Origin of the sequence: Azorhizobium sp. AG788 (assembly GCF_004364705.1) — a bacterium.
Lineage (GTDB): Bacteria > Pseudomonadota > Alphaproteobacteria > Rhizobiales > Xanthobacteraceae > Azorhizobium > Azorhizobium caulinodans.
This window is the reverse complement of the sequence record NZ_SOBM01000007.1, coordinates 84905-103305: the sequence shown is the minus strand read 5'-3', so window position 1 is coordinate 103305 and position 18401 is coordinate 84905. Positions and strand designations below refer to the sequence as shown.

The window sequence follows — 18401 nt, the reverse complement described above, 5'->3', positions numbered from 1 at the left end:
CGCCGTCTCCCAGGAACGGTGGCCCTGGGCGGATGGGCCAGCCCCCAAAAGGGTGCCGGCCGAAGCGGTCCGCCCGACCGCCTCGGCCGGCGCTGCGTTCGCCGTAAGGCCCTGTTCCCCCCAGAGAACGGGTGTGGCTTAGCGCAGCTGCACTCTGTTCTTAGACCGGAACTGGCGCTGCTCTCCTTGCGCCAGATCAACGATCAGTTCCCATTGGCCGGCATGCACATTTGCCGCACCGCGATAGCGGCCGCCGCCGATCTCATGCAGGTCCACGGTGACGTCCTGGCGGGCATCGGCGGGGTGGGCGAAGCGCGCGTCCACGTCATAGCCGACAAGCGGCCGCCCGGCGGCATCCTTCGCCTCGATGGTGACGGTGCGCGCGCCATCCGCGCCGGGATCGACGATGAGGTTCACCGTCCAGCCGCGGGCGTTCTGGTCGGCGGCGGCATTCTCCTCCGATTTGAAGGTGAGGCCGGCCTTGTAGGAGCTTTCGGTCTCAACTCCGCCGAAGGTGGCGATGGCGTAGCGGGCCATCACCACATTGACGGTGATGATGGCCCCGAAGAAGGCGAGGAGGATGGCCAGCACATGCCAGCCGGTGAGCTGTCCTGCCGCGCGCGGCTTTGCCGAAAGGCCGGCCTGGGCCATGGGCGTCTTCCTCTTCAAGCTGTCGGGCTCGGGCACGGTCGAAGGCGCGTTCCATCGCGCCGGCTCCGGCCGCCGTTCAAACGAATGCCGGCCAGACTGAGGGGTCTGGCCGGCCGCTTCCTTGTTTTGGCGCAAAATCTGCGACCCTATGTCCCGGCGGGGGCCGGGAGCGGGCGGACCGCTCAGGGCCCGATGAAGTGGTCCGCGGTGGACGCGGTGGCGCCCGTCACCATGTCGCGGATGCGGAAGGTGACCGGGATGGAGGCGCCGCTGGCGAGCTTGCCCTGGTGGGTCACCAGCACACGCACCTCGCGGGTCTGGTCCGGCCCGATCGAGATGACCTCGCCGTCTGTGCCGCTTTCGACGCCGACCACCGAGAGCTGCGCGCCGGGCAGCCCGTCCACGCTGAGCTGGAAGCGCCGGTCCTCCAGCTTCTTGTTGATGAGGCGGATGGTGTAGGCGTTGCGCAGCGAGCCGTCCGAGAGGCGGACGAACACCGGGTTGCGGTCGTGGATGGCCGCGATGCCTTCGTCGCTGCGCCCCACCAGCGTGTAGAGCATGCCGAGGCCGATGAAGGCGATGAGCGCGGCATAGAGGACAGTGCGGGCGCGCACGATGCGCCGCACCGGCGGCTTGCCGGCGATCCGCGCTTCCAGATTGGCTTCCGATTCATAGGCGATCAGGCCGCGCGGGCGGTTGATCTTGTCCATGATGTTGTTGCAGGCGTCGATGCACAGGCCGCACTGGATGCAGGCGAGCTGCATGCCCTCGCGGATGTCCACGCCCGTGGGGCAGACGTTGACGCACTGGTTGCAGTCCACGCAGTCGCCGGCCTTGCGCCCGGCCTCGCGGGCCAGCGCCGCCTTCTTCACCGAGCCGCGCGGCTCGCCACGGTCGTAGCGATAGGTGACGTTGAGGGCATACTCATCGGTCAGCGCCGCCTGGATGCGCGGCCACGGGCACATGTAGGTGCACACCTGCTCGCGCATGTGGCCGGCCAGCGTGTAGGTGGTGAAGGTCAGCACCGCGATGGAGGCATAGGCGATGGTGGAGCCCTGGAAGGTGACGAGTTCCTTCACCAGCGTCGGGGCATCGGCGAAATAGAGCACCCAGGCGCCGCCGGTCCACCAGGCGATGAGCAGCCACACGCTGTGCTTCAGCACCTTCTTGGTGACCTTTTCCAGCGTCCACGGCCCGGCGTCGGACTTCATGTGCTCGCGCCGGTCGCCTTCGATCCAGCGCTCGACGGTCAGGAACAGGTCGGTCCACACGGTCTGCGGGCAGAGGTAGCCGCACCAGACGCGTCCGGCGACCGCATTCATCAGGAACAGGATGAGCGCGGCGAGGATGAGCAGGCCTGCGACGTAATAGAATTCCTGCGGCCAGATCTCGATGAAGAAGAAATAGAAGCGCCGGGTCGGGAAGTCGATCAGCACGGCCTGGTCGGGCGCATTCGGCCCCCGGTCCCAGCGCACGAAGGGCAGCAGGTAATAGATGCCCAGCGTGAGGATGAGCAGGACCCACTTGGTGGTGCGCAGGCGGCCGTGGACGCTCTGGGGATAGATGGCGCGGCGGGCGGCGTAGAGCGGCTCCTCGTCGGGAACGGCCGGTGCCTTGGGGGACTTTTCGGGCTTCAGGGCGGCGGAGGTCATTGGATGCTCTTTCCGGGCAGGGGCCCGGTGGGTGAAAGGGGGGGCGTGCCTCCCCTGTGCCTTGAGCGGGCGGCGGAGGCCCGAGAGCCGCCGCCGCCTGAGGTCTTACTGGCCGCCACCCAGGGTGTGGACGTAGACGGTCAGTGCCTTGATGGTGGTGGGCGAGAGGCGGGGGCCCCAGGCGGGCATCACGCCGCCGCGCCCGTTGGTGATCGTCTGGACGATGGTGGCCTTGTCGCCGCCGTAGAGCCAGATGCCGTCGGTCAGGTTCTTGGAGCCAAGCTCCTGATTGCCCTTGCCGTTCTCGCCGTGGCAGGTGGCGCAGTTGGCGGCGAAGATCTCCGCCCCCTTCTTGGCCGCCGGCGTGTCGCCGGGGGCGGCGCCGGAGAGCGAGCGGACGTAATCCGCCACGTTCGAGATGTCCGCCTTGGAGAGGATGGAACCGAAGGCCAGCATGTTGCCCTGGTGGCCCTCGTCATCGCCGGAGCGGATGCCGTGGGTGATGGTCTGCTGGATCTGGGCCAGCGTGCCGCCCCACAGCCAGTCGTCATCGTTCAGGTTCGGGAAGCCCTTGGCCCCGCCGCCGCCGGCCCCGTGGCACGGCGCGCAATTGTCGGCGAAGGCCACCTTGCCCTCGGCGCGGGCCAGGGACAGGAGTTCGGGGTTCTTCTCGATGTCTTCCAGCGGCACGTTGGCGAGCTTGGCGGAGGAAGCCGCCCGCAGCTTCTGCAGATCGGAAATCTGCTCCACCACGGCCGAGCGGGAGTTCCAGCCCAGCACGCCGGACGTGTAGTTGGAGACCAGCGGCCAGGCGGGATAGGCCACCCAGTAGCCGAAGGCCCAGATGATGGTGGCGTAGAAGGTCCACAGCCACCAGCGCGGCAGCGGATTGTTGAGTTCCTGAATGCCATCCCATTCATGGCCGGTGGTGGAGGGGCCGCCAGCCCCATCCACGGGCGCGTGATGGCTCTCGTGCGAGGTGCTCACGATCAGTCCTCCTTGAGGGGAATCTGCGCGGCCTCGTTGAAGCTCTTCTTCTTCGAGGGCCAGTAGGCATAGGCGCACACGCAGAGGAAGGCGCCGACGAAATAGACGAGGCCCCAGGTCTGCGCGAAGCCGGCCAGTTGCATGTAGGTCTCACGCATGGCTCACCTCACGTTCGCCTTGTTGTCGTAGAGCTTGAAGTCGACCTGCGTGCCCAGCTGCTGGAGGTAGGCGATGAGCGCATCGGCCTCCGTCAGCTCGCCGGGGTTGCCGTCGAAGTCACGCGCCTGCGCCTTCGGATAGCGCTTCTGGAGCGCATCCGCGTCGGCTTCGGGCGTGGCCTGGAGCTTCAGGTCGTCCTGCGCCGACGCGATCATCTCGTCGGTGTAGGGAACGCCCTCGGCCCGCAGCACCTTCATGTCGTCTGCGATGTGCTTGGCCTGGAGCGGCGTCTTCGCCAGCCAGGGATAGGCGGGCATGATGGACGCCGGGACGACCGCGCGCGGGTTGTTGAGATGTTCAAGCTGCCACAGGTCGGAATACTTGCCGCCGACGCGGGCAAGGTCCGGCCCCGTGCGCTTGGAGCCCCACTGGAAGGGGTGGTCGTACATGCTCTCGGCCGCCAGCGAATAGTGGCCGTAGCGTTCCACCTCGTCGCGCAGGGGGCGGATCATCTGGCTGTGGCAGAGGTAGCAGCCCTCGCGCAGATAGATGTTGCGGCCCGCCAGCTCGAGCGGGGTGTAGGGGCGCACCCCGTCCACCTTCTCGATGGTGCTCTTCAGGTAGAACAGCGGCACGATTTCCACGAGACCGCCGATGGAGATGACGATCAGCACGCCGAGAAGCAGCAGGATGGAGTGCTTCTCGAAGATGGCGTGCTTGGACCAGATGGATGTCGCGGACATTCAGGCCTCCCTCATTCTGCGGGCGCGAGGGCGGCGCCGCTCGGCTGCGACACCGTTTCGGCACGGGTGATGGTCATGAACACGTTCCAGGCCATGATCAGCGAGCCGGCGAGGAACAGGATGCCGCCGATGGCCCGGATGACGTACAGCGGGTGCATCGCTTCCACCGTCTCGATGAACGAGTACTCAAGGAAGCCCAGCGCGGTGTAGGCGCGCCACATCAGGCCCTGCAGGATGCCCGCCACCCACATGGCGCAGATGTAGAGCACGATGCCGAGCGTGGAGACCCAGAAGTGCCATTCGATGGCCTTCATGGAGTACATCTCGCGCTTGTTCCACAGCCAGGGGATCAGGCAGTAGATGGCGCCGAAGGAGATGTAGGCGACCCAGCCGAGCGCGCCGGAATGCACGTGGCCGATGCCCCATTCGGTGTAGTGGCTGAGCGAGTTCACGCTCTTCACCGACATCATCGGACCTTCGAAGGTCGCCATGCCGTAGAAGGCGACGGCCACAACCATCATGCGGATGATCGGGTCGGTGCGCAGCTTGTCCCAGGCCCCGGAGAGGGTCATGAGGCCGTTGATCATGCCGCCCCAGGAGGGCATCCACAGCATGATCGAGAAGGTCATGCCCAGCGTCTGCGCCCAGTCGGGCAGCGCCGTATAGTGGAGGTGGTGCGGGCCGGCCCAGATGTAGAGGAAGATCAGCGCCCAGAAGTGCACGATGGAGAGCCGGTAGGAATAGACTGGCTTATCGGCGCGCTTGGGGATGAAGTAGTACATCAGGGCAAGGAAGCCGGCGGTGAGGAAAAAGCCCACCGCATTGTGGCCGTACCACCACTGCACCATCGCGTCCTGAACGCCGGACCACACGATGTAGGACTTGGGCGAGAAGACCGAGACCGGGATCGCGGCATTGTTGCCGAGATGCAGGACGGCGATGGTCAGGATGAAGGCGAGGTAGAACCAGTTGGCCACATAGATGTGGGGTTCCTTGCGCTTCAGCACGGTGCCGAGGAAGACAAGGAAATAGGTCACCCAGACAATGGTCAGCCACAGGTCCGCGTACCATTCCGGCTCGGCGTATTCCTTGCCCTGCGTGATACCGAGCAGATAGCCCGTGCCGGCGATGACGATGAAGAAGTTGTAGCCGAGGACCACGAACCACGGGGCCAGATAGCCGGCGAGGCGGGCATGGCTGGTGCGCTGGACCACATAGAAGGACGTGGCGATGAGCACGTTGCCACCGAAGGCGAAGATCACCGCCGATGTGTGCAGGGGCCGCAGCCGTCCGAAGGAGATCCAGGGCAGATCGAAATTGAAGAGGGGATAGGCCATCTGCAGCGCGATGATCACGCCGATGAGGAAGCCCGCAATGCCCCAGAAGACCGCCAGCAGCGTGCCGACCTTAACCGGGGCCATATTGTAGTTGGGCTTGCCGTCGATGGTCTGCGGCGGCAGCTCCGCCGGACGGTCCATGTAGCGGTTTCCGATCACGAAAACCGTGGCGATGCTCGCCGCAGCGAACAGATAGGCGTGGAAAGCATATTCGGGCGTGTAGGCCTTGGCGGCCACGACAATCGAAAAGAATCCCAGCGCTGCGAACACCAGGATCAGTCCGAGTTCGCCCCCGGTCATCCGCTTGGCGGGTGTCTGGACAATGGACATGGTCAACCCCTTACGGCGCGGCGGACGCACGCCCGCGAGCCTCGGCCGCACCTTGCGGCAGGGGGGTCGTTTCACCTTGATACAAGTCAAAGGAGAGGGGTCTGGAGCGCGTCTTGGTTGTCGCAGGCCCGCTCCCGCAAGCCTTGCACCAGATTGAGGCTAAGTCTTGGCCGTGAAGGGTTTGCCTTGGGGCACGCGCCGATCAGATGGCATGGCCATCTCGTGGGACCATGCGTTGTCTTGCTTGAGTTTAGAGGGCGTTTCACCGAGCGGATCGATCCAATCCGTTCGGATCGCGCTCCAGGGAACGTCAGTCCAGCGTCTGGCGGAAACGTCGCACCGCGATGGCCATGGCGGCCAGCATGAGCAGGGCCAGCATCCCCATGTCGCTCTGCACGTCCACCAGCGTCGCGCCCTTCAGCAGGATGCCGCGCACCATCCGCAGATAGTGCGTGAGCGGCAGGCATTCGGAGATCCACTGCGCCCACACCGGCATGCCCGCGAAGGGGAACATGAAGCCCGACAGCAGGATGTTGGGCAGGAAGTACATGAAGGTCATCTGCACCGCCTGCAGCTGGTTCTGGGCCAGCGTGGAGAAGGTGTAGCCGGTGGCGAGGTTGGCGGTGATGAAGAGCAGCGTGGCGAGGCTGAGCAGTGCGAGGCTCCCCTCCAGCGGCACGTTGAACAGGATCATGCCCGCGCCGAGGATGAGCACCCCCTGCATGATACCCACCAGCACATAGGGGATGATCTTGCCCAGCATGATCTCCACCGGATGGATGGGCATGGAGAGCAGGCTCTCCATGGTGCCCCGCTCCACCTCGCGCGTGACGGACAGCGCGGTGAAGATGAGCATGGTCATGGTGAGGATGGTGCCGAGCAGGCCGGGCACGATGTTGAGCTGTGAGGTGCCGGCGGGATTGTAGCGCCGGTGCTGCACGATCTCGAACGGCATGGTCCCGGGCGCATCCACGAAGCGGGCGCGGGTGAGGGCGGAGGTGACGACGCCGGACAGCGCGCCGAGCGCATTGCCGGACGCGACGGGATCGGTCGCATCGGCGGCGACGAGCAATTGCGGCGTCTCTCCACGGCGCAGCGCGCGCTCGAAGCCGGCGGGGATTTCCACCATGAACAGCACGTCGCCGCTGCGGATCAGGTGTTCGGCCTCCGCCTCGCTGCGCGGCTCGTGGGTGAGATTGAAGAAGGCGGTGTTCTTCAGCGCCGCGAGGATGGCGCGCGTCGCCTCCGTATTCTCATGCGCGAAGACGGCGGTGGGCAGGTGGCGCGGCGTGGTGTTGATGGCATAGCCGAACAGGATCAGCTGCAGCAGCGGAATCATGATCATGGTGGCGAAGGTCACCCGGTCGCGGCGGAGCTGGATGAACTCCTTGCGCACCATGGCGGCCACCCGGCGCAGGAAGCCGGCGATGTCGGCCCCCGCGCTCATTCCATATTGTCCTTGGAGCGCAGCATCAGGTCGATGAACACGTCCTCCAGCGTCGCCGTCTCCCGCCGCCAGACGATCCCCTCGCGCGCGCGGTGCGGGGTGATGGCGGCTTCCAGCGCGGCGGCGTCATGGCCGGAGACGTGGAGGCTGACGCCGAAGGGCGCCACCATCTCCACCGCCGGATCGGCGGCGAGCGCCTTGCCGATGGCGGCGATGGCGGCCGCAGGGTCGGGCGCCTCGCGGGTCGCCTCTACCACATAGGTCACGAGGCCGGAGCCGGCGATCACCTCGGCGACGGTCCCCTGCGCCAGCAGGTGGCCATAGGCGATATATGCGATCTCGTGGCAGCGCTCGGCCTCGTCCATGTAATGGGTGGAGACGAGCACGGTGAGCCCTTCGGCGGCCAGATCATGGATCTGCGCCCAGAACTCGCGCCGCGCCTGCGGGTCGACGCCGGCGGTCGGCTCGTCCAGCAGGAGCAGTTGCGGCTGGGGCAGGATACAGGCGCCGAGCGCGAGGCGCTGTTTCCATCCACCGGAGAGCTCGCCCGCCAGCTGCTTACCCCGCCCTTCCAGACCGAGGCGCCGGATCGCTTCCTGCGCGGCATCCTCAGGGGCCGGCACGCCATAAAGCCGGGCCACGAACTCCAGATTCTCGCGCACGGAGAGGTCGGTATAGAGCGAGAATTTCTGCGTCATGTAGCCCACGTGCTTGCGGATCTCGCGCGACTGGGTGCGGATGTCGAGGCCGAGGCAGGTGCCCTGCCCAGCGTCCGGGGTGAGCAGGCCGCAGAGCATACGGATGGTGGTGGTCTTGCCCGAGCCGTTGGGGCCGAGGAAGCCGTAGATCTGGCCTCGCCGCACGCTCATGGTGAGATTGTCCACCACGAGGCGCTCGCCGAACCTCTTGCTCAGCCCCTCCACCGAGATGGCCACCTCCGGCGGGCGGAAGGTGTCCGGCGCCGTCATGGCGCGGCGTCCAGCGTTACGGTCACGGGCTGGCCCGGCCGGGCGCGGGCGGGATCGCGCGGGCGCGCCTCGATGAGATAGACGAGCTTGGAGCGCTCCTCGCGGCTGTAGATGACCGGCGGGGTATATTCCGCGCTGTCGGAGATGAAAGAGATGTCGGCCGTGATCGGCTGGCAGCCGTCGCAGGAAACGCTCACCGGCGCGCCGATCCTCACCTTGGGCAGGTCAGCCTCGGGGATGAAGAAGCGCACCTTCACTTGCCCGGGCGGCAGAAGCGAGAGGACGGGGCGCCCTTCCGGGACCAGTTCGCCCACGCGGTAATAGAGCGTCTGCACGGTGCCGTCCTGAGGGGCGTGGAGGGCCCGGCGTTTGAGCCGCACGGCGGCGGCGTCCGACGTCGCCTTGGCATTGCGCACGGCGGCCTCTGCAGCGGCGATGTCCTCGTCGCGGGAGGCAATCCTGGCCACGTCGATCTGGCGGCGGATCTCGTCGAGGCTCGCCTGATTCTGGTCGTAGGTGTGCTGGGCCGTGTCGAGATTGGCCTGCGAGGAGGCGCCCTTCGGCACCAGAGTCTTCTGCCGCTCCAGTTCGATGCGCGCGAGATCGAGCGCCGCCGCTGCCCGCCGCTCGCCGGCGCTGAGGATGGCGATTTCCTCAGGCCGCTGGGTCGCCGCCTTCGCCTTGGCGAGCCGGGCCTCGGCCTGCGCAAGGGCGGCCTCGGCAGCGGCGAGGTCCGCCTTCTGGATGTCGTCCTCGACGCTCGCGAGCGCCATGCCCGCCGATACCTTGCTGCCCTCTGCCACCTTGATCGTGGCAAGGCGCCCGGCTTCCTCCGGCCCGATATAGAGAAGGTCGCCCTCCACATAGCCGGAATAGCCGCGCGGACCGGAGCCGTCGCAGCCCGCGAGCGCGAGGAGGAGCAGCGGGAGGGCGAGGCGAAGGCGGCGCATCAGGCGCTCTCCCCCTTCAGGCCGCCCAGCAGCAGCGCGATATAATCGTCCGCGAACCGGCGTTCATCCAGCGGTGCCACCTTGTCGAAGGTCATGTTCCACACCACGAGGGTGATGACCGGCGCGAACAGCACCTGCGGATGGCGCAGCAGGCCGTCGCCCTCAATCTCGCCGCGCGTCTGGCCGCGCCTGACGATGGCCCGGACCACCTCGAGCCCCTGGGTGACCACCTCGCGATAATGGAAGGCGGCGAGTTCCGGAAAGCGGTGCCCCTCGCTGATCATGAGCTGCATCACCTGCCGCACCGGCGGCGTCTGGATGCGGGCGAGCAGTACGCCGGAGAGGGCGCGTATGAGGTCCTCTGTCGGCCCATCGAAGGCGTTCAGCATCCCGAGCGCAAGGTCGGGAATGGGCGCGAGGTTCTCCTTGATGAGCCCTTCGAACAGCGCCTGCTTGTCGGCGAAATAGAGATAGAGCGTACCCTTTGCCACACCCGCTGCCCGCGCCACGTCGTCGAGTCGGGCGCTGGCGTAGCCATTGGCAGCAAACACCTCCAGCGCGGCCTTGAGAATGTCGGCGCGGCGGGCGGCCTTGTCGGGGGAACGGCGGACGGAGGAGGGCTCAGTCATGCCCTTTACGTTATGACTGACTCGTCAGTCAGTCAACCGCAGGTGGTAATGCGGCTCAAAATCGCCACCTCAGACCTCGCCGTGACGCTGGCCAGATACCGCTCAGGAGCGGTGGGCTCGGATGAGCGCCCGCGTCGCCAGCAGAATGGCAGTCGCGACGACGCCCGCCGCGACGATGCCGGCGGGCGTGCAGCGGGCGCTGGCCGCCATATGGAGCTTGCCGAGGTTCAACTCCCACGTGGCCTTCAGCTCCTCCGGATGGACGGGCACCGGGGGCTGGGCGTCGTTCGATGTCTCGGTCATGGCCGTCTCTCCTTTGGGAAGACCAGCCTACAGCACCCGCCCCGGATGCACGGCTCATTCCGGTAGGGGGATGAACTCGCTCTCGTCCGGCACCTTGGCGAAGCGGCCCTGTTTCCAGTCCTCCTTGGCCTGCTCGATGCGCTCCTTGCGGGAGGAGACGAAGTTCCACCAGATGTAGCGCGGCCCCTCCAGCGCCGTGCCGCCGAGCAGCATCAGGCGGGAATTGCGGGTGGCGCGGATGGTGATGCGGTCGCCGGGGCGGAAGATGAGGAGGCGCGGCCCCTCGAACACGTCGCCCGCCACTTCCACCTCGCCCTCCGCCACATAGACCGCCCGCTCCTCCGTATCGGGATCAAGCGGGATCTGCGCGGCGGCATCGAGGCAGACTTCGGCATAGAGCCATTCGGAGGCGGTGCGCACCGGCGAGCGCACGCCGAAGGCGGAGCCGGCGATGATGCGGGCGCTGATGCCGCAATCTTCCACCGTGGGCAGGGTCGTGGCGGAAAAATGCTGGAAGGAGGGATCGGTCTCCTCCTGCGCGGCCGGCAAGGCGATCCAGCTCTGGATGCCGGCCATGGTCTGCGTGCCCGTGCGCGCCTCCAGCGGCGAGCGCTCGGAATGGGCGATGCCGCGTCCGGCGGTCATGAGGTTCATCGCACCGGGCGTGATCTCAAGCGCGTTGCCCTCGCTGTCCTTGTGCAGGATACGGCCGTCGAACAGATAGGTGACGGTGGCAAGGCCGATATGCGGGTGCGGCCGCACGTCGAGCCCATGGCCGGGCAGGAACTGCACCGGGCCCATCTGGTCGAAGAAGATGAAGGGGCCGACCATCTGCCGCTTGCCGTGCGGCAGGGCCCGTCGGACCGCGAAACCGTCGCCGAGGTCGCGCACGCGGGGCACGATCACGAGGTCGAGCTTGTCGCAGGAATGGGGATCGCCCAGCACGGGGTCCGATGACGGCATCCAGCTCATGGCGTTCTCCTTCATTTCCAAGGCGTTGTACCGCTACGGCAGCCGCTGCGGAAGCCCCAAGGCCGCCACATTACGATGGCCTGTCCGGTACATGGCGTGCAAATCCGAAAGGACGGTCCGCGCGCCGCGCAAGGGGGCTGGCAAGGGAGACGCCGAGGCATGCCGCGATCCATCCAGCGTCTGAGGCGGCGCATGCTGCGCCCTGCCGGCCTGGACCATCGCCGGCCGGTGCCAGGAGCCGTGCCCGCGTGAGAGCCGCCGTCTTCCTGAAAGCCGACCTCTCCTATGAGGCGCCGCCCCTCGGCCTCGATGGCGCGGAGCATGGCGAGGCCGGCTCGCGTCCCGCGCGGGCGCGCTTCAACCGGCGCTGGCTCTCCGCCACCGGCCTCATGGGCGGGGTGGCGCTGGCGCTCATGTGCGGGGCCCTCTTCGCCTCCATCACCCGCGACAGCCGGCATGTGGTGCGGCCGGTGCTGGCGGGCCGGCGCTCCGGCGTCGAGAAGCCGCGCGGCGACCGCCTGCACACCCAGCAAGCCCGGGCCGACGCCTCGGCGCTGAAGCGCGAAGTGAAAGTGGAGCAGCTCACCGCCTCGGGCATGCACGCCTTCGTCCATGTGGCGACCAAGCTTGCCACGGTGGTGGCTGCCGCCGCCGACCAGCCGCCAGCGCCCCGTCCCCGCCCGCCCCTGCCGGCGGAAGACGGCGAGATGCCCGATGCGGGCGCCGATGTGCCGCCGCCCATGGCGGCCAACATGTCCGCCCATGCGGTGGCCAGCGCGCGGCGCGCGGGGCTGAAGGCTGCCCATTCGCGGGTGGCGGAAGCCCAGGCTGCCGCCGCGGCGGCGCTGGAGGCCATGGCCCGCCATCCGAATGCCGCGCCTCCGCCACCGCCGACCGCTCTCGGCTTCGCGCCGCCTCCGCCTCCGCCGAGTCATCTGCCGCCCGAAATCCTCACTGGCGCCTCGGTGCCTCCGCCTCCGACGCCTGCTCCGCCGCCCCAGGAAGGACCTCCGGCCCCCAGCCTTGCCATGTTCGAAGACGATCTCACCGCCATCGGCGAGCCGGTGAACGTGTCGGTCCTCGCCAAGCATCCGCATGAGCCGGCGACGGTGGACCGGGTCCTCGTCGCCAAGCCCGGCGATGCGCCCGAGGACATGCTGCGCGCCGCGGGCCTCGACAGCGAGGATGCGCAGGTGCTGGCGACCGCCCTGCGCAAGGCGGCCATGGCCGGCAAGCCGGCCTTTGCGGGCGGCGAGGAACTGGTGCTCTCCGAGCCGAAGGGGGAGGAAAGCGCCCGTCCGCCGCGCCCGATCAAGGCGAGCCTCGCCCGCGCCGGCAAGCCGGTGGCCCGGCTGATCGCCACCGATGCGGGCGCCTATGTGCCGATGCCGGATGCGCCTCCGGTCGCCGCTTCCGCACTGGCCGATGGCGAGGTGGACCCGTCCCTCATCGATGGCCTCTCCATCCGCGACGGGCTCTACAAGCTGGCCGACGCCCATGTGGTGGACGAGGGCATGGTGGAGGCCATCCTGCGCCTCGCGGAGCACGACGTGGATCTCGACGCGCCGCTCGGGGCGGAGGACAGCATCGATCTCGTCTATGGTCCGCCGGACCGCAACGACAACCGGCCGGAGGCCTTCCAGCAGGACATCGCCTTCGTGCGCCTGAAGGCCGACGGCAAGGAGCGCCGCTACTACCGCTTCCGCACGGCGGACGACGGGGCGACGGACTATTATGATTCCGACGGCCACTCGGTGACGAAGATGCTGCTGCGCAAGCCCTTCGCGGCCGGCCGGCTCAATGACGGCTTCGGCTGGCGCATCCACCCCATCCTGCACGACCGCCGCTTCCACAATGGCGTGGACTATACCGGTCCCGCCGGCTCACCCATCGTGGCGGCGGGGGCGGGCGTGGTCGAGAAGATCGATTACGAGTGGGGCTACGGCAAATATGTGCGCGTGCGGCACGATGGCGGCTACGAGACCACCTATGCCCATGTGGAGGGCTTTCCCTCAGGCCTGAAGGTGGGCCAGCGGGTGCGGCAGGGGCAGGTGATCGCCTATGTGGGCTCCACCGGCCTGTCCACCGGCCCGCATCTTTATTACGAACTGCGGATCAATGGCCATTATGCGGACCCCACCCGCGTGAAGCTCGCGGGCGGGCGAATTCTCCAGGGCGATCTTGCGGATGCCTTCCGCAAGGAGCGGGCGCGCATGGACGCGCTGGCCGCGGCCGTACCGACGCCCGCACCGTGACCGGTGCGGCGGGCGCTCAGTGCCCGCCACCTCCGGCGGCCGGCTTCTGGCGGTTGACCAGCGCCAGAAGCTCGCCCACGAGGCCGCGCCGGAACACCGAGACCACCAGCACGAAGATCAGGCCCTGGATGACCAGCACCCATTCGCCGAAGCCGGCGAGATAGTTCTGCATCGTCACGATGATGCCGGCGCCGACCACCGGGCCGAGCACGGTGCCCATGCCGCCCACCAGCGTCATCAGCACCACCTCGCCGGACATCTGCCAGGCGACGTCGGTGAGGGACGCGAGCTGGAAGACGATGGCCTTGGTGGCCCCCGCAAGGCCGGCGAGCGCGGCCGAGAGCACGAAGGCGAGCAGCTTGTACTGGCTCACCCGGTAGCCCAGCGAGATGGCGCGGGGCTCGTTCTCGCGGATGGCCTTCAGCACCTGCCCGAAGGGCGAGTGGATGGTGCGGTAGATGATGCCGAAGCCGATCAGGAAGACGGCCAGAACCACATAATAGAGGTTGATGTCCTTGGTGATGTCGATGAGCCCGAACACCGCCCGGCGCGGCACGCCCTGAAGGCCGTCCTCGCCGCCGGTGAACTTGGCCTGGAGACAGAAGAAGAAGAACATCTGCGCCAGCGCCAGCGTCACCATGGCGAAGTAGATGCCGAGGCGGCGGATGGCGAGCGCGCCGGTGATCAGCCCCAGCAGCGCGGCGAACAGCACGCCGCAAAGGATGCCGAGTTCCGTCGAGAGACCCCACACCTTCACCGCATGGGCGCAGATGTAGCCGGCTCCGCCGAAGAACATGGCATGGCCGAAGGACAGGAGGCCCACATAGCCGAGCAGCAGGTTGAAGGCGCAGGCGAAGAGCGCGAAGCAGAGCACCTTCATGAGGAAGACGGGATAGACCACCAGCGGGGCCACCAGCAGCACGGCGATGGCCACGAGCGCGAAGACCACGCGGCCGGCCCCGCCGCGCGCTGCGGTGCCGGGGAGGGCGGCGGGTGCGGAAGAAGTGCTCATGACGCCCTCACTTGACCGTGCCGAACAGGCCGGCCGGCTTCACGAGAAGCACGATGGCCATGATGACGAAGATGACGGTGGACGAGGCCTCCGGATAGAAGACCTTGGTGAGGCCCTCCACGAGGCCGAGGCCGAAGCCGGTGACGATGGCGCCCATGATCGAGCCCATGCCGCCGATCACCACCACCGCGAACACCACAATGATGAGATTGGAGCCCATGGTGGGGCTCACCTGATAGGCGGGGGCGGCCAGCACGCCGGCGAGCGCGGCAAGACCGACGCCGAAGCCGTAGGTGAGCGTGATCATGCGCGGCACGTCGATGCCGAAGGCCTGCACCAGATCCGGCCGCTCGGTGGCGGCGCGCAGGTAGGAGCCGAGCTTGGTGCGCTCGATGACGAACCAGGTCACGAGGCAGATCACCAGCGAGAACACCACCACGAAGGCACGGTAGTTCGGCAGGAACATGAAGCCCAGATTGGTGCCGCCGGGCAGGGGATTGTTGTAGGGCAGGCCCGAGGAGCCGTACTGCCGGCGGAACAGCCCCTCGATGATGAGGGCGAGGCCGAAGGTGAGCAGCAGGCCGTAGAGGTGATCGAGATGGTAGAGTCGCCGCAGCAGCGTGCGCTCAATGACCATGCCGATCGCCGCCACCGCGATGGGGGCGAGGACCAGCGCCCCCCAGAAGGGTATGCCGACATAGTTCAGCAGCATCCAGGCGCCGAAGGCGCCCATCATGTACTGCGCGCCGTGGGTGAAATTGATGACGTTCAGCAAGCCGAAGATGACCGCGAGGCCGAGGCTCAGAATGGCATAGAAGGCGCCATTGATGAGGCCCAGCAGCAGCTGGCCGAACAAAGCTTGCGGCGCGATGCCGAGGAGCTCGAACATGGGGTCGGTCTCAGATCCGGACACGGAGTGCGGTCGGATGGGGCCGCATGCATGCGGCCCCGCGAAAAAGTGCCGGAGGGGTGGAATGAGCGGTGCGTGACGCGACCGCTGATCCCGTGATTACCCTTCCGGGCGGTGCCGGCGCGCGGCCGGCACCTTCAGGGCGTCAGCTCTTCTTGACCAGCGGGCACTCGCTCTCGCTGAGCGGGCGGAAGGCCTCGTTGGCCGGGATGGTCGCCTTCAGGGTGTAGTAGTCGTAGGGGTACTTGGACTCCGACGGCTTCTTCACCTCGAACAGATACATGGGGTGGATCTGGCGGCCGTCGGCGCGGATCTCGCCCTTGCCGAACAGTTTGTCGTCGGTGGGGATTTCCTTCATCTTCGCCACCACGGCGGCGCCGTCCTTGTCCGCGCCGAGCGCGGCCACGGCCTTCAGATAGTGCAGCGTGCCGGAATAGACGCCCGCATGCACCATGGTGGGATGCACGCCGCGGTTCGCCGCAGCGAACTCCTTCGCGAAGGCGCGGTTGTCGTCATTCATGTCCCAGTACCAGGCTTCCGTCAGGGTCAGGCCCTGCGCGGTCTTGAGGCCCAGGGAATTGACGTCGGAGAGGAAGATCAGCAGGCCGGCGAGCTTCTGCCCGCCTTCGACGATGCCGTATTCCGCCGCCTGCTTGATGGAGTTGATGGTGTCGCCGCCGGCATTGGCGAGACCGATCACCTTGGCCTTGGAGGACTGGGCCTGCAGCAGGAAGGACGAGAAGTCCGCATTGTTGAGCGGCACGCGCACCTGCCCCAGCACCTTGCCGCCATTGGCGTTCACCACCGCGGCGGTGTCGCGCTCCAGCGCATGGCCGAAGGCATAATCGGCGGTGATGAAGAACCAGGTGTCGCCGCCGTTCTTGGTGATGGCCTTGCCGGTGCCGTTGGCCAGCGCCCAGGTGTCATAGGTCCAGTGCACGGTGTTGGGCGTGCAGGCCTTGCCGGTGAGGTCGGACGCCGCCGCGCCGGAATTGATGAAGACCTTGTTCTTTTCCTTGGCCACCTGATTGACGGCCAGCGCCACGCCGGAGTTCGGCACGTCGAGGATCACGTCCACGCCGTCCACGTCGAACCACTGGCGGGCGATGGCGGTGCCGACGTCCGCCTTGTTCTGGTGATCGGCGAACACGACCTCCACCTTCAGGTTCTTGCCGGCGGGCGTCGCCATGAAGTCGGACACCGCCTTCTTGGCGGCCCAGACCGAGCCGGGGCCGCCGAGGTCGGCATAGAGGCCCGACTGGTCGTTGAGCACGCCGATCTTGACGGCGAGGGGAGCAGAGGGGCTCTGGGCCTGAGCCGCACCGGCGGCCAAGAGGCTGCCGGCGGCCAGGAGCGTGGCTGCAAGACGCATTGTGTTTCCTCCTGCCGGAATTTCCCGGCTTGTCGCTGTACGAAATCCCCGGCTTCAGACGCCGAGGAAGGCTTCCAGACGTGCCGCGTTCTCTGCGATCTTGTCGTTGGGCACCATGTCCACCACGCGCCCGTGCTCGACCACATAGTGGCGGTCGGCGACAGTGGAGGCGAAGTGGAAGTTCTGTTCCACCAGAAGCACGGTGAAGCCGCGTGTCTTCAGCGTACGGATGATCTCACCGATGTGCTGCACGATCACCGGGGCGAGCCCTTCCGTGGGCTCGTCCAGCAGCAGGAATTTCGCCCCCGTGCGCAGGATGCGGGCGATGGCCAGCATCTGCTGCTCGCCGCCGGAAAGCTTGGTGCCCTGGCTGTTGCGCCGCTCGTGCAGGCGGGGGAAGAGTTCGTGGATCTCGTCCACGGAGAGGCCGCCGGGCTTCACCACCGGTGGCAGCAGCAGGTTTTCCCGCACGTTGAGGCTGGCGAAGATGCCGCGCTCCTCGGGGCAGAGCGCGATGCCGAGGCGGGCGATCTTGTTGGGCTGGAGGCCCACCGTCTCGGTGCCTTCATAGACGATCGAGCCGGCGCGCTTGCGCAGGAGGCCCATGATGGCGCGCATGGTGGTGGTCTTGCCGGCACCGTTGCGGCCAAGCAGCGTCACCACTTCGCCCGGATGCACCTCGAAGCTCATGCCGTGCAGCACATGGCTCTCGCCATAGTGGCCGTGCAGTTCGTCGACCTTGAGCAGCGCCTCAGCCATGTCCGTGTCCCGTGCCCATGTAGGCTTCCACCACCTGCGGATTCTTGGAGACCTCCGAATAGGGCCCCTCGGTCAGGATCTCGCCGCGGGCGAGCACGGTGATGGTGTCGGAGAGGTCCGCGACCACGGAGAGATTGTGCTCCACCATCAGCACCGTGCGCTGGGCGGACACGCGCTTGATGAGGTCGGCGGTGCGGGCGATGTCCTCGCGGCCCATGCCGGAGGTGGGCTCGTCCAGCAGCAGCATTTCCGGATCGAGCGCCAGCGTGGTGGCGATCTCCAGCGCACGCTTGCGGCCATAGGGCAATTCCACGGCCAGATGCCGGGCATAGGAGGAGAGGCCCACCTCCTCCAGCAGTTCCATGGCGCGGTCGTTCAGCGCGTCGAGCGAGGTCTCGGACGCCCAGAAATGGAAGGAGGTGCCGAGCTTGCGCTGCAGCGCCACGCGCACGTTCTCCAGCACCGTGAGATGGCCGAAGGTGGCGGAGATCTGGAACGAGCGCACCATGCCGAGCCGCGCCACGTCCGCGGGCTTGGTGCGGGTGATGTCGCGGCCGTTCAGCCGGATGGTCCCGCGCGTCGGCTCAAGGAATTTGGTGATCAGGTTGAAGCAGGTGGTCTTGCCGGCGCCATTCGGCCCGATGAGGGCGTGAATGGTGTTGCGACGGATCCTGAGGTTCACGTTCTTGACGGCCGTGAACCCCTTGAATTCTTTCGTGAGACCAGATGCTTCAACGATATAGGGCACGTCTGAGACAGTGTCCGCAATCGCCACGGGCGCCTCTCTTGCGTTCGGCCAGCCGTCCACGTTGCACTGCCGTGAGCGGGGTCTGGCGTTTTCCTCCGGTGCGCCTTTTGCGGCGCTTATAGGGGCCGACCGTAGCACGGTAAGAACGGCCTTCGTCAATAGACCAAAGGCAGAAATAAGAACGTTTGATAGATTCCGGAGCGCCGCACACGTCGTG

Annotated in this window: 18 protein-coding genes; 1 reads left to right on the top strand and 17 read right to left on the bottom strand. The window is 67.1% G+C overall.

All coding sequences use genetic code 11. The annotated features are described in order from the left end of the window. Positions 1 to 138 precede the first annotated feature (138 nt). The 12 genes from DFO45_RS18845 to DFO45_RS18790 all read right to left on the bottom strand — a co-directional run bounded on the left by DFO45_RS18845 (position 139) and on the right by DFO45_RS18790 (position 11128). Positions 139 to 651 carry a FixH family protein gene (locus DFO45_RS18845; protein WP_043879791.1) on the bottom strand — a complete coding sequence of 171 codons (513 nt, stop codon included), beginning with the start codon at positions 649 to 651 and terminating at the stop codon, positions 139 to 141. Positions 652 to 833: 182 nt separating this feature from the next. After that, the gene (ccoG, locus tag DFO45_RS18840) at positions 834 to 2303 is read right to left on the bottom strand and encodes a cytochrome c oxidase accessory protein CcoG (RefSeq protein WP_133866073.1); all 1470 of its coding nucleotides are present in this window, start codon (positions 2301 to 2303) and stop codon (positions 834 to 836) included. Between the two features lie 105 nt (positions 2304 to 2408). After that, positions 2409 to 3290, bottom strand: coding sequence for a cytochrome-c oxidase, cbb3-type subunit III (ccoP, locus tag DFO45_RS18835; RefSeq protein WP_012173045.1), 882 nt, complete (start codon positions 3288 to 3290; stop codon positions 2409 to 2411). Positions 3291 to 3292: 2 nt separating this feature from the next. Further along, entirely contained in the window at positions 3293 to 3448 is a 156-nt protein-coding gene (locus tag DFO45_RS18830; RefSeq protein ID WP_012173044.1) for a CcoQ/FixQ family Cbb3-type cytochrome c oxidase assembly chaperone, read from the bottom strand. A 3-nt stretch (positions 3449 to 3451) separates the two neighbouring features. Beyond that, positions 3452 to 4192: a cytochrome-c oxidase, cbb3-type subunit II gene (gene ccoO / locus DFO45_RS18825; RefSeq protein ID WP_012173043.1), complete on the bottom strand. Its 741-nt coding sequence runs from the start codon at positions 4190 to 4192 to the stop codon at positions 3452 to 3454. An 11-nt stretch (positions 4193 to 4203) separates the two neighbouring features. Then, on the bottom strand, positions 4204 to 5829 hold the full coding sequence (gene ccoN / locus DFO45_RS18820; RefSeq protein ID WP_197531806.1) for a cytochrome-c oxidase, cbb3-type subunit I: 1626 nt from the start codon (positions 5827 to 5829) through the stop codon (positions 4204 to 4206). A 340-nt stretch (positions 5830 to 6169) separates the two neighbouring features. Continuing rightward, entirely contained in the window at positions 6170 to 7306 is a 1137-nt protein-coding gene (locus DFO45_RS18815) for an ABC transporter permease (protein WP_012173041.1), read from the bottom strand. After that, positions 7303 to 8274, bottom strand: coding sequence for an ABC transporter ATP-binding protein (locus DFO45_RS18810; protein WP_133866072.1), 972 nt, complete (start codon positions 8272 to 8274; stop codon positions 7303 to 7305). The genes DFO45_RS18815 and DFO45_RS18810 overlap by 4 nt, the downstream gene beginning before the upstream one ends. After that, complete coding sequence (locus DFO45_RS18805; RefSeq protein ID WP_133866071.1) at positions 8271 to 9224, bottom strand: HlyD family efflux transporter periplasmic adaptor subunit; 954 nt, start codon at positions 9222 to 9224, stop codon at positions 8271 to 8273. Before DFO45_RS18805 ends, DFO45_RS18810 begins: the two co-directional genes overlap by 4 nt. Then, entirely contained in the window at positions 9224 to 9853 is a 630-nt protein-coding gene (locus DFO45_RS18800) for a TetR/AcrR family transcriptional regulator (RefSeq protein ID WP_133866070.1), read from the bottom strand. The genes DFO45_RS18805 and DFO45_RS18800 overlap by 1 nt, the downstream gene beginning before the upstream one ends. 102 nt (positions 9854 to 9955) lie before the next feature. Further along, a complete protein-coding gene (locus DFO45_RS18795; RefSeq protein WP_133866069.1) occupies positions 9956 to 10156 on the bottom strand; it encodes a hypothetical protein in 201 nt (66 codons plus the stop codon). Positions 10157 to 10210: 54 nt separating this feature from the next. Beyond that, positions 10211 to 11128, bottom strand: a complete 918-nt coding sequence (locus tag DFO45_RS18790; RefSeq protein ID WP_133866068.1) for a pirin family protein — start codon at positions 11126 to 11128, stop codon at positions 10211 to 10213. A gap of 248 nt (positions 11129 to 11376) precedes the next feature. On the opposite strand from DFO45_RS18790, the gene DFO45_RS18785 reads away from it, so the two are divergent. Next, positions 11377 to 13383 carry a M23 family metallopeptidase gene (locus DFO45_RS18785; protein WP_166657181.1) on the top strand — a complete coding sequence of 669 codons (2007 nt, stop codon included), beginning with the start codon at positions 11377 to 11379 and terminating at the stop codon, positions 13381 to 13383. A 16-nt stretch (positions 13384 to 13399) separates the two neighbouring features. On the opposite strand, the gene DFO45_RS18780 is transcribed toward DFO45_RS18785, so the two are convergent. The 5 genes from DFO45_RS18780 to DFO45_RS18760 form a co-directional block, all read right to left on the bottom strand. After that, positions 13400 to 14395, bottom strand: a complete 996-nt coding sequence (locus DFO45_RS18780) for a branched-chain amino acid ABC transporter permease (protein WP_133866066.1) — start codon at positions 14393 to 14395, stop codon at positions 13400 to 13402. Between the two features lie 7 nt (positions 14396 to 14402). Further along, positions 14403 to 15284 carry a branched-chain amino acid ABC transporter permease gene (locus tag DFO45_RS18775; protein ID WP_012173033.1) on the bottom strand — a complete coding sequence of 294 codons (882 nt, stop codon included), beginning with the start codon at positions 15282 to 15284 and terminating at the stop codon, positions 14403 to 14405. A 166-nt stretch (positions 15285 to 15450) separates the two neighbouring features. Continuing rightward, the gene (locus tag DFO45_RS18770) at positions 15451 to 16677 is read right to left on the bottom strand and encodes an ABC transporter substrate-binding protein (protein WP_133866065.1); all 1227 of its coding nucleotides are present in this window, start codon (positions 16675 to 16677) and stop codon (positions 15451 to 15453) included. Between the two features lie 54 nt (positions 16678 to 16731). Continuing rightward, a complete protein-coding gene (locus tag DFO45_RS18765) occupies positions 16732 to 17436 on the bottom strand; it encodes an ABC transporter ATP-binding protein (RefSeq protein ID WP_133866064.1) in 705 nt (234 codons plus the stop codon). Then, positions 17429 to 18211: an ABC transporter ATP-binding protein gene (locus DFO45_RS18760; RefSeq protein WP_244421763.1), complete on the bottom strand. Its 783-nt coding sequence runs from the start codon at positions 18209 to 18211 to the stop codon at positions 17429 to 17431. The genes DFO45_RS18765 and DFO45_RS18760 overlap by 8 nt, the downstream gene beginning before the upstream one ends. Positions 18212 to 18401 lie beyond the last annotated feature (190 nt).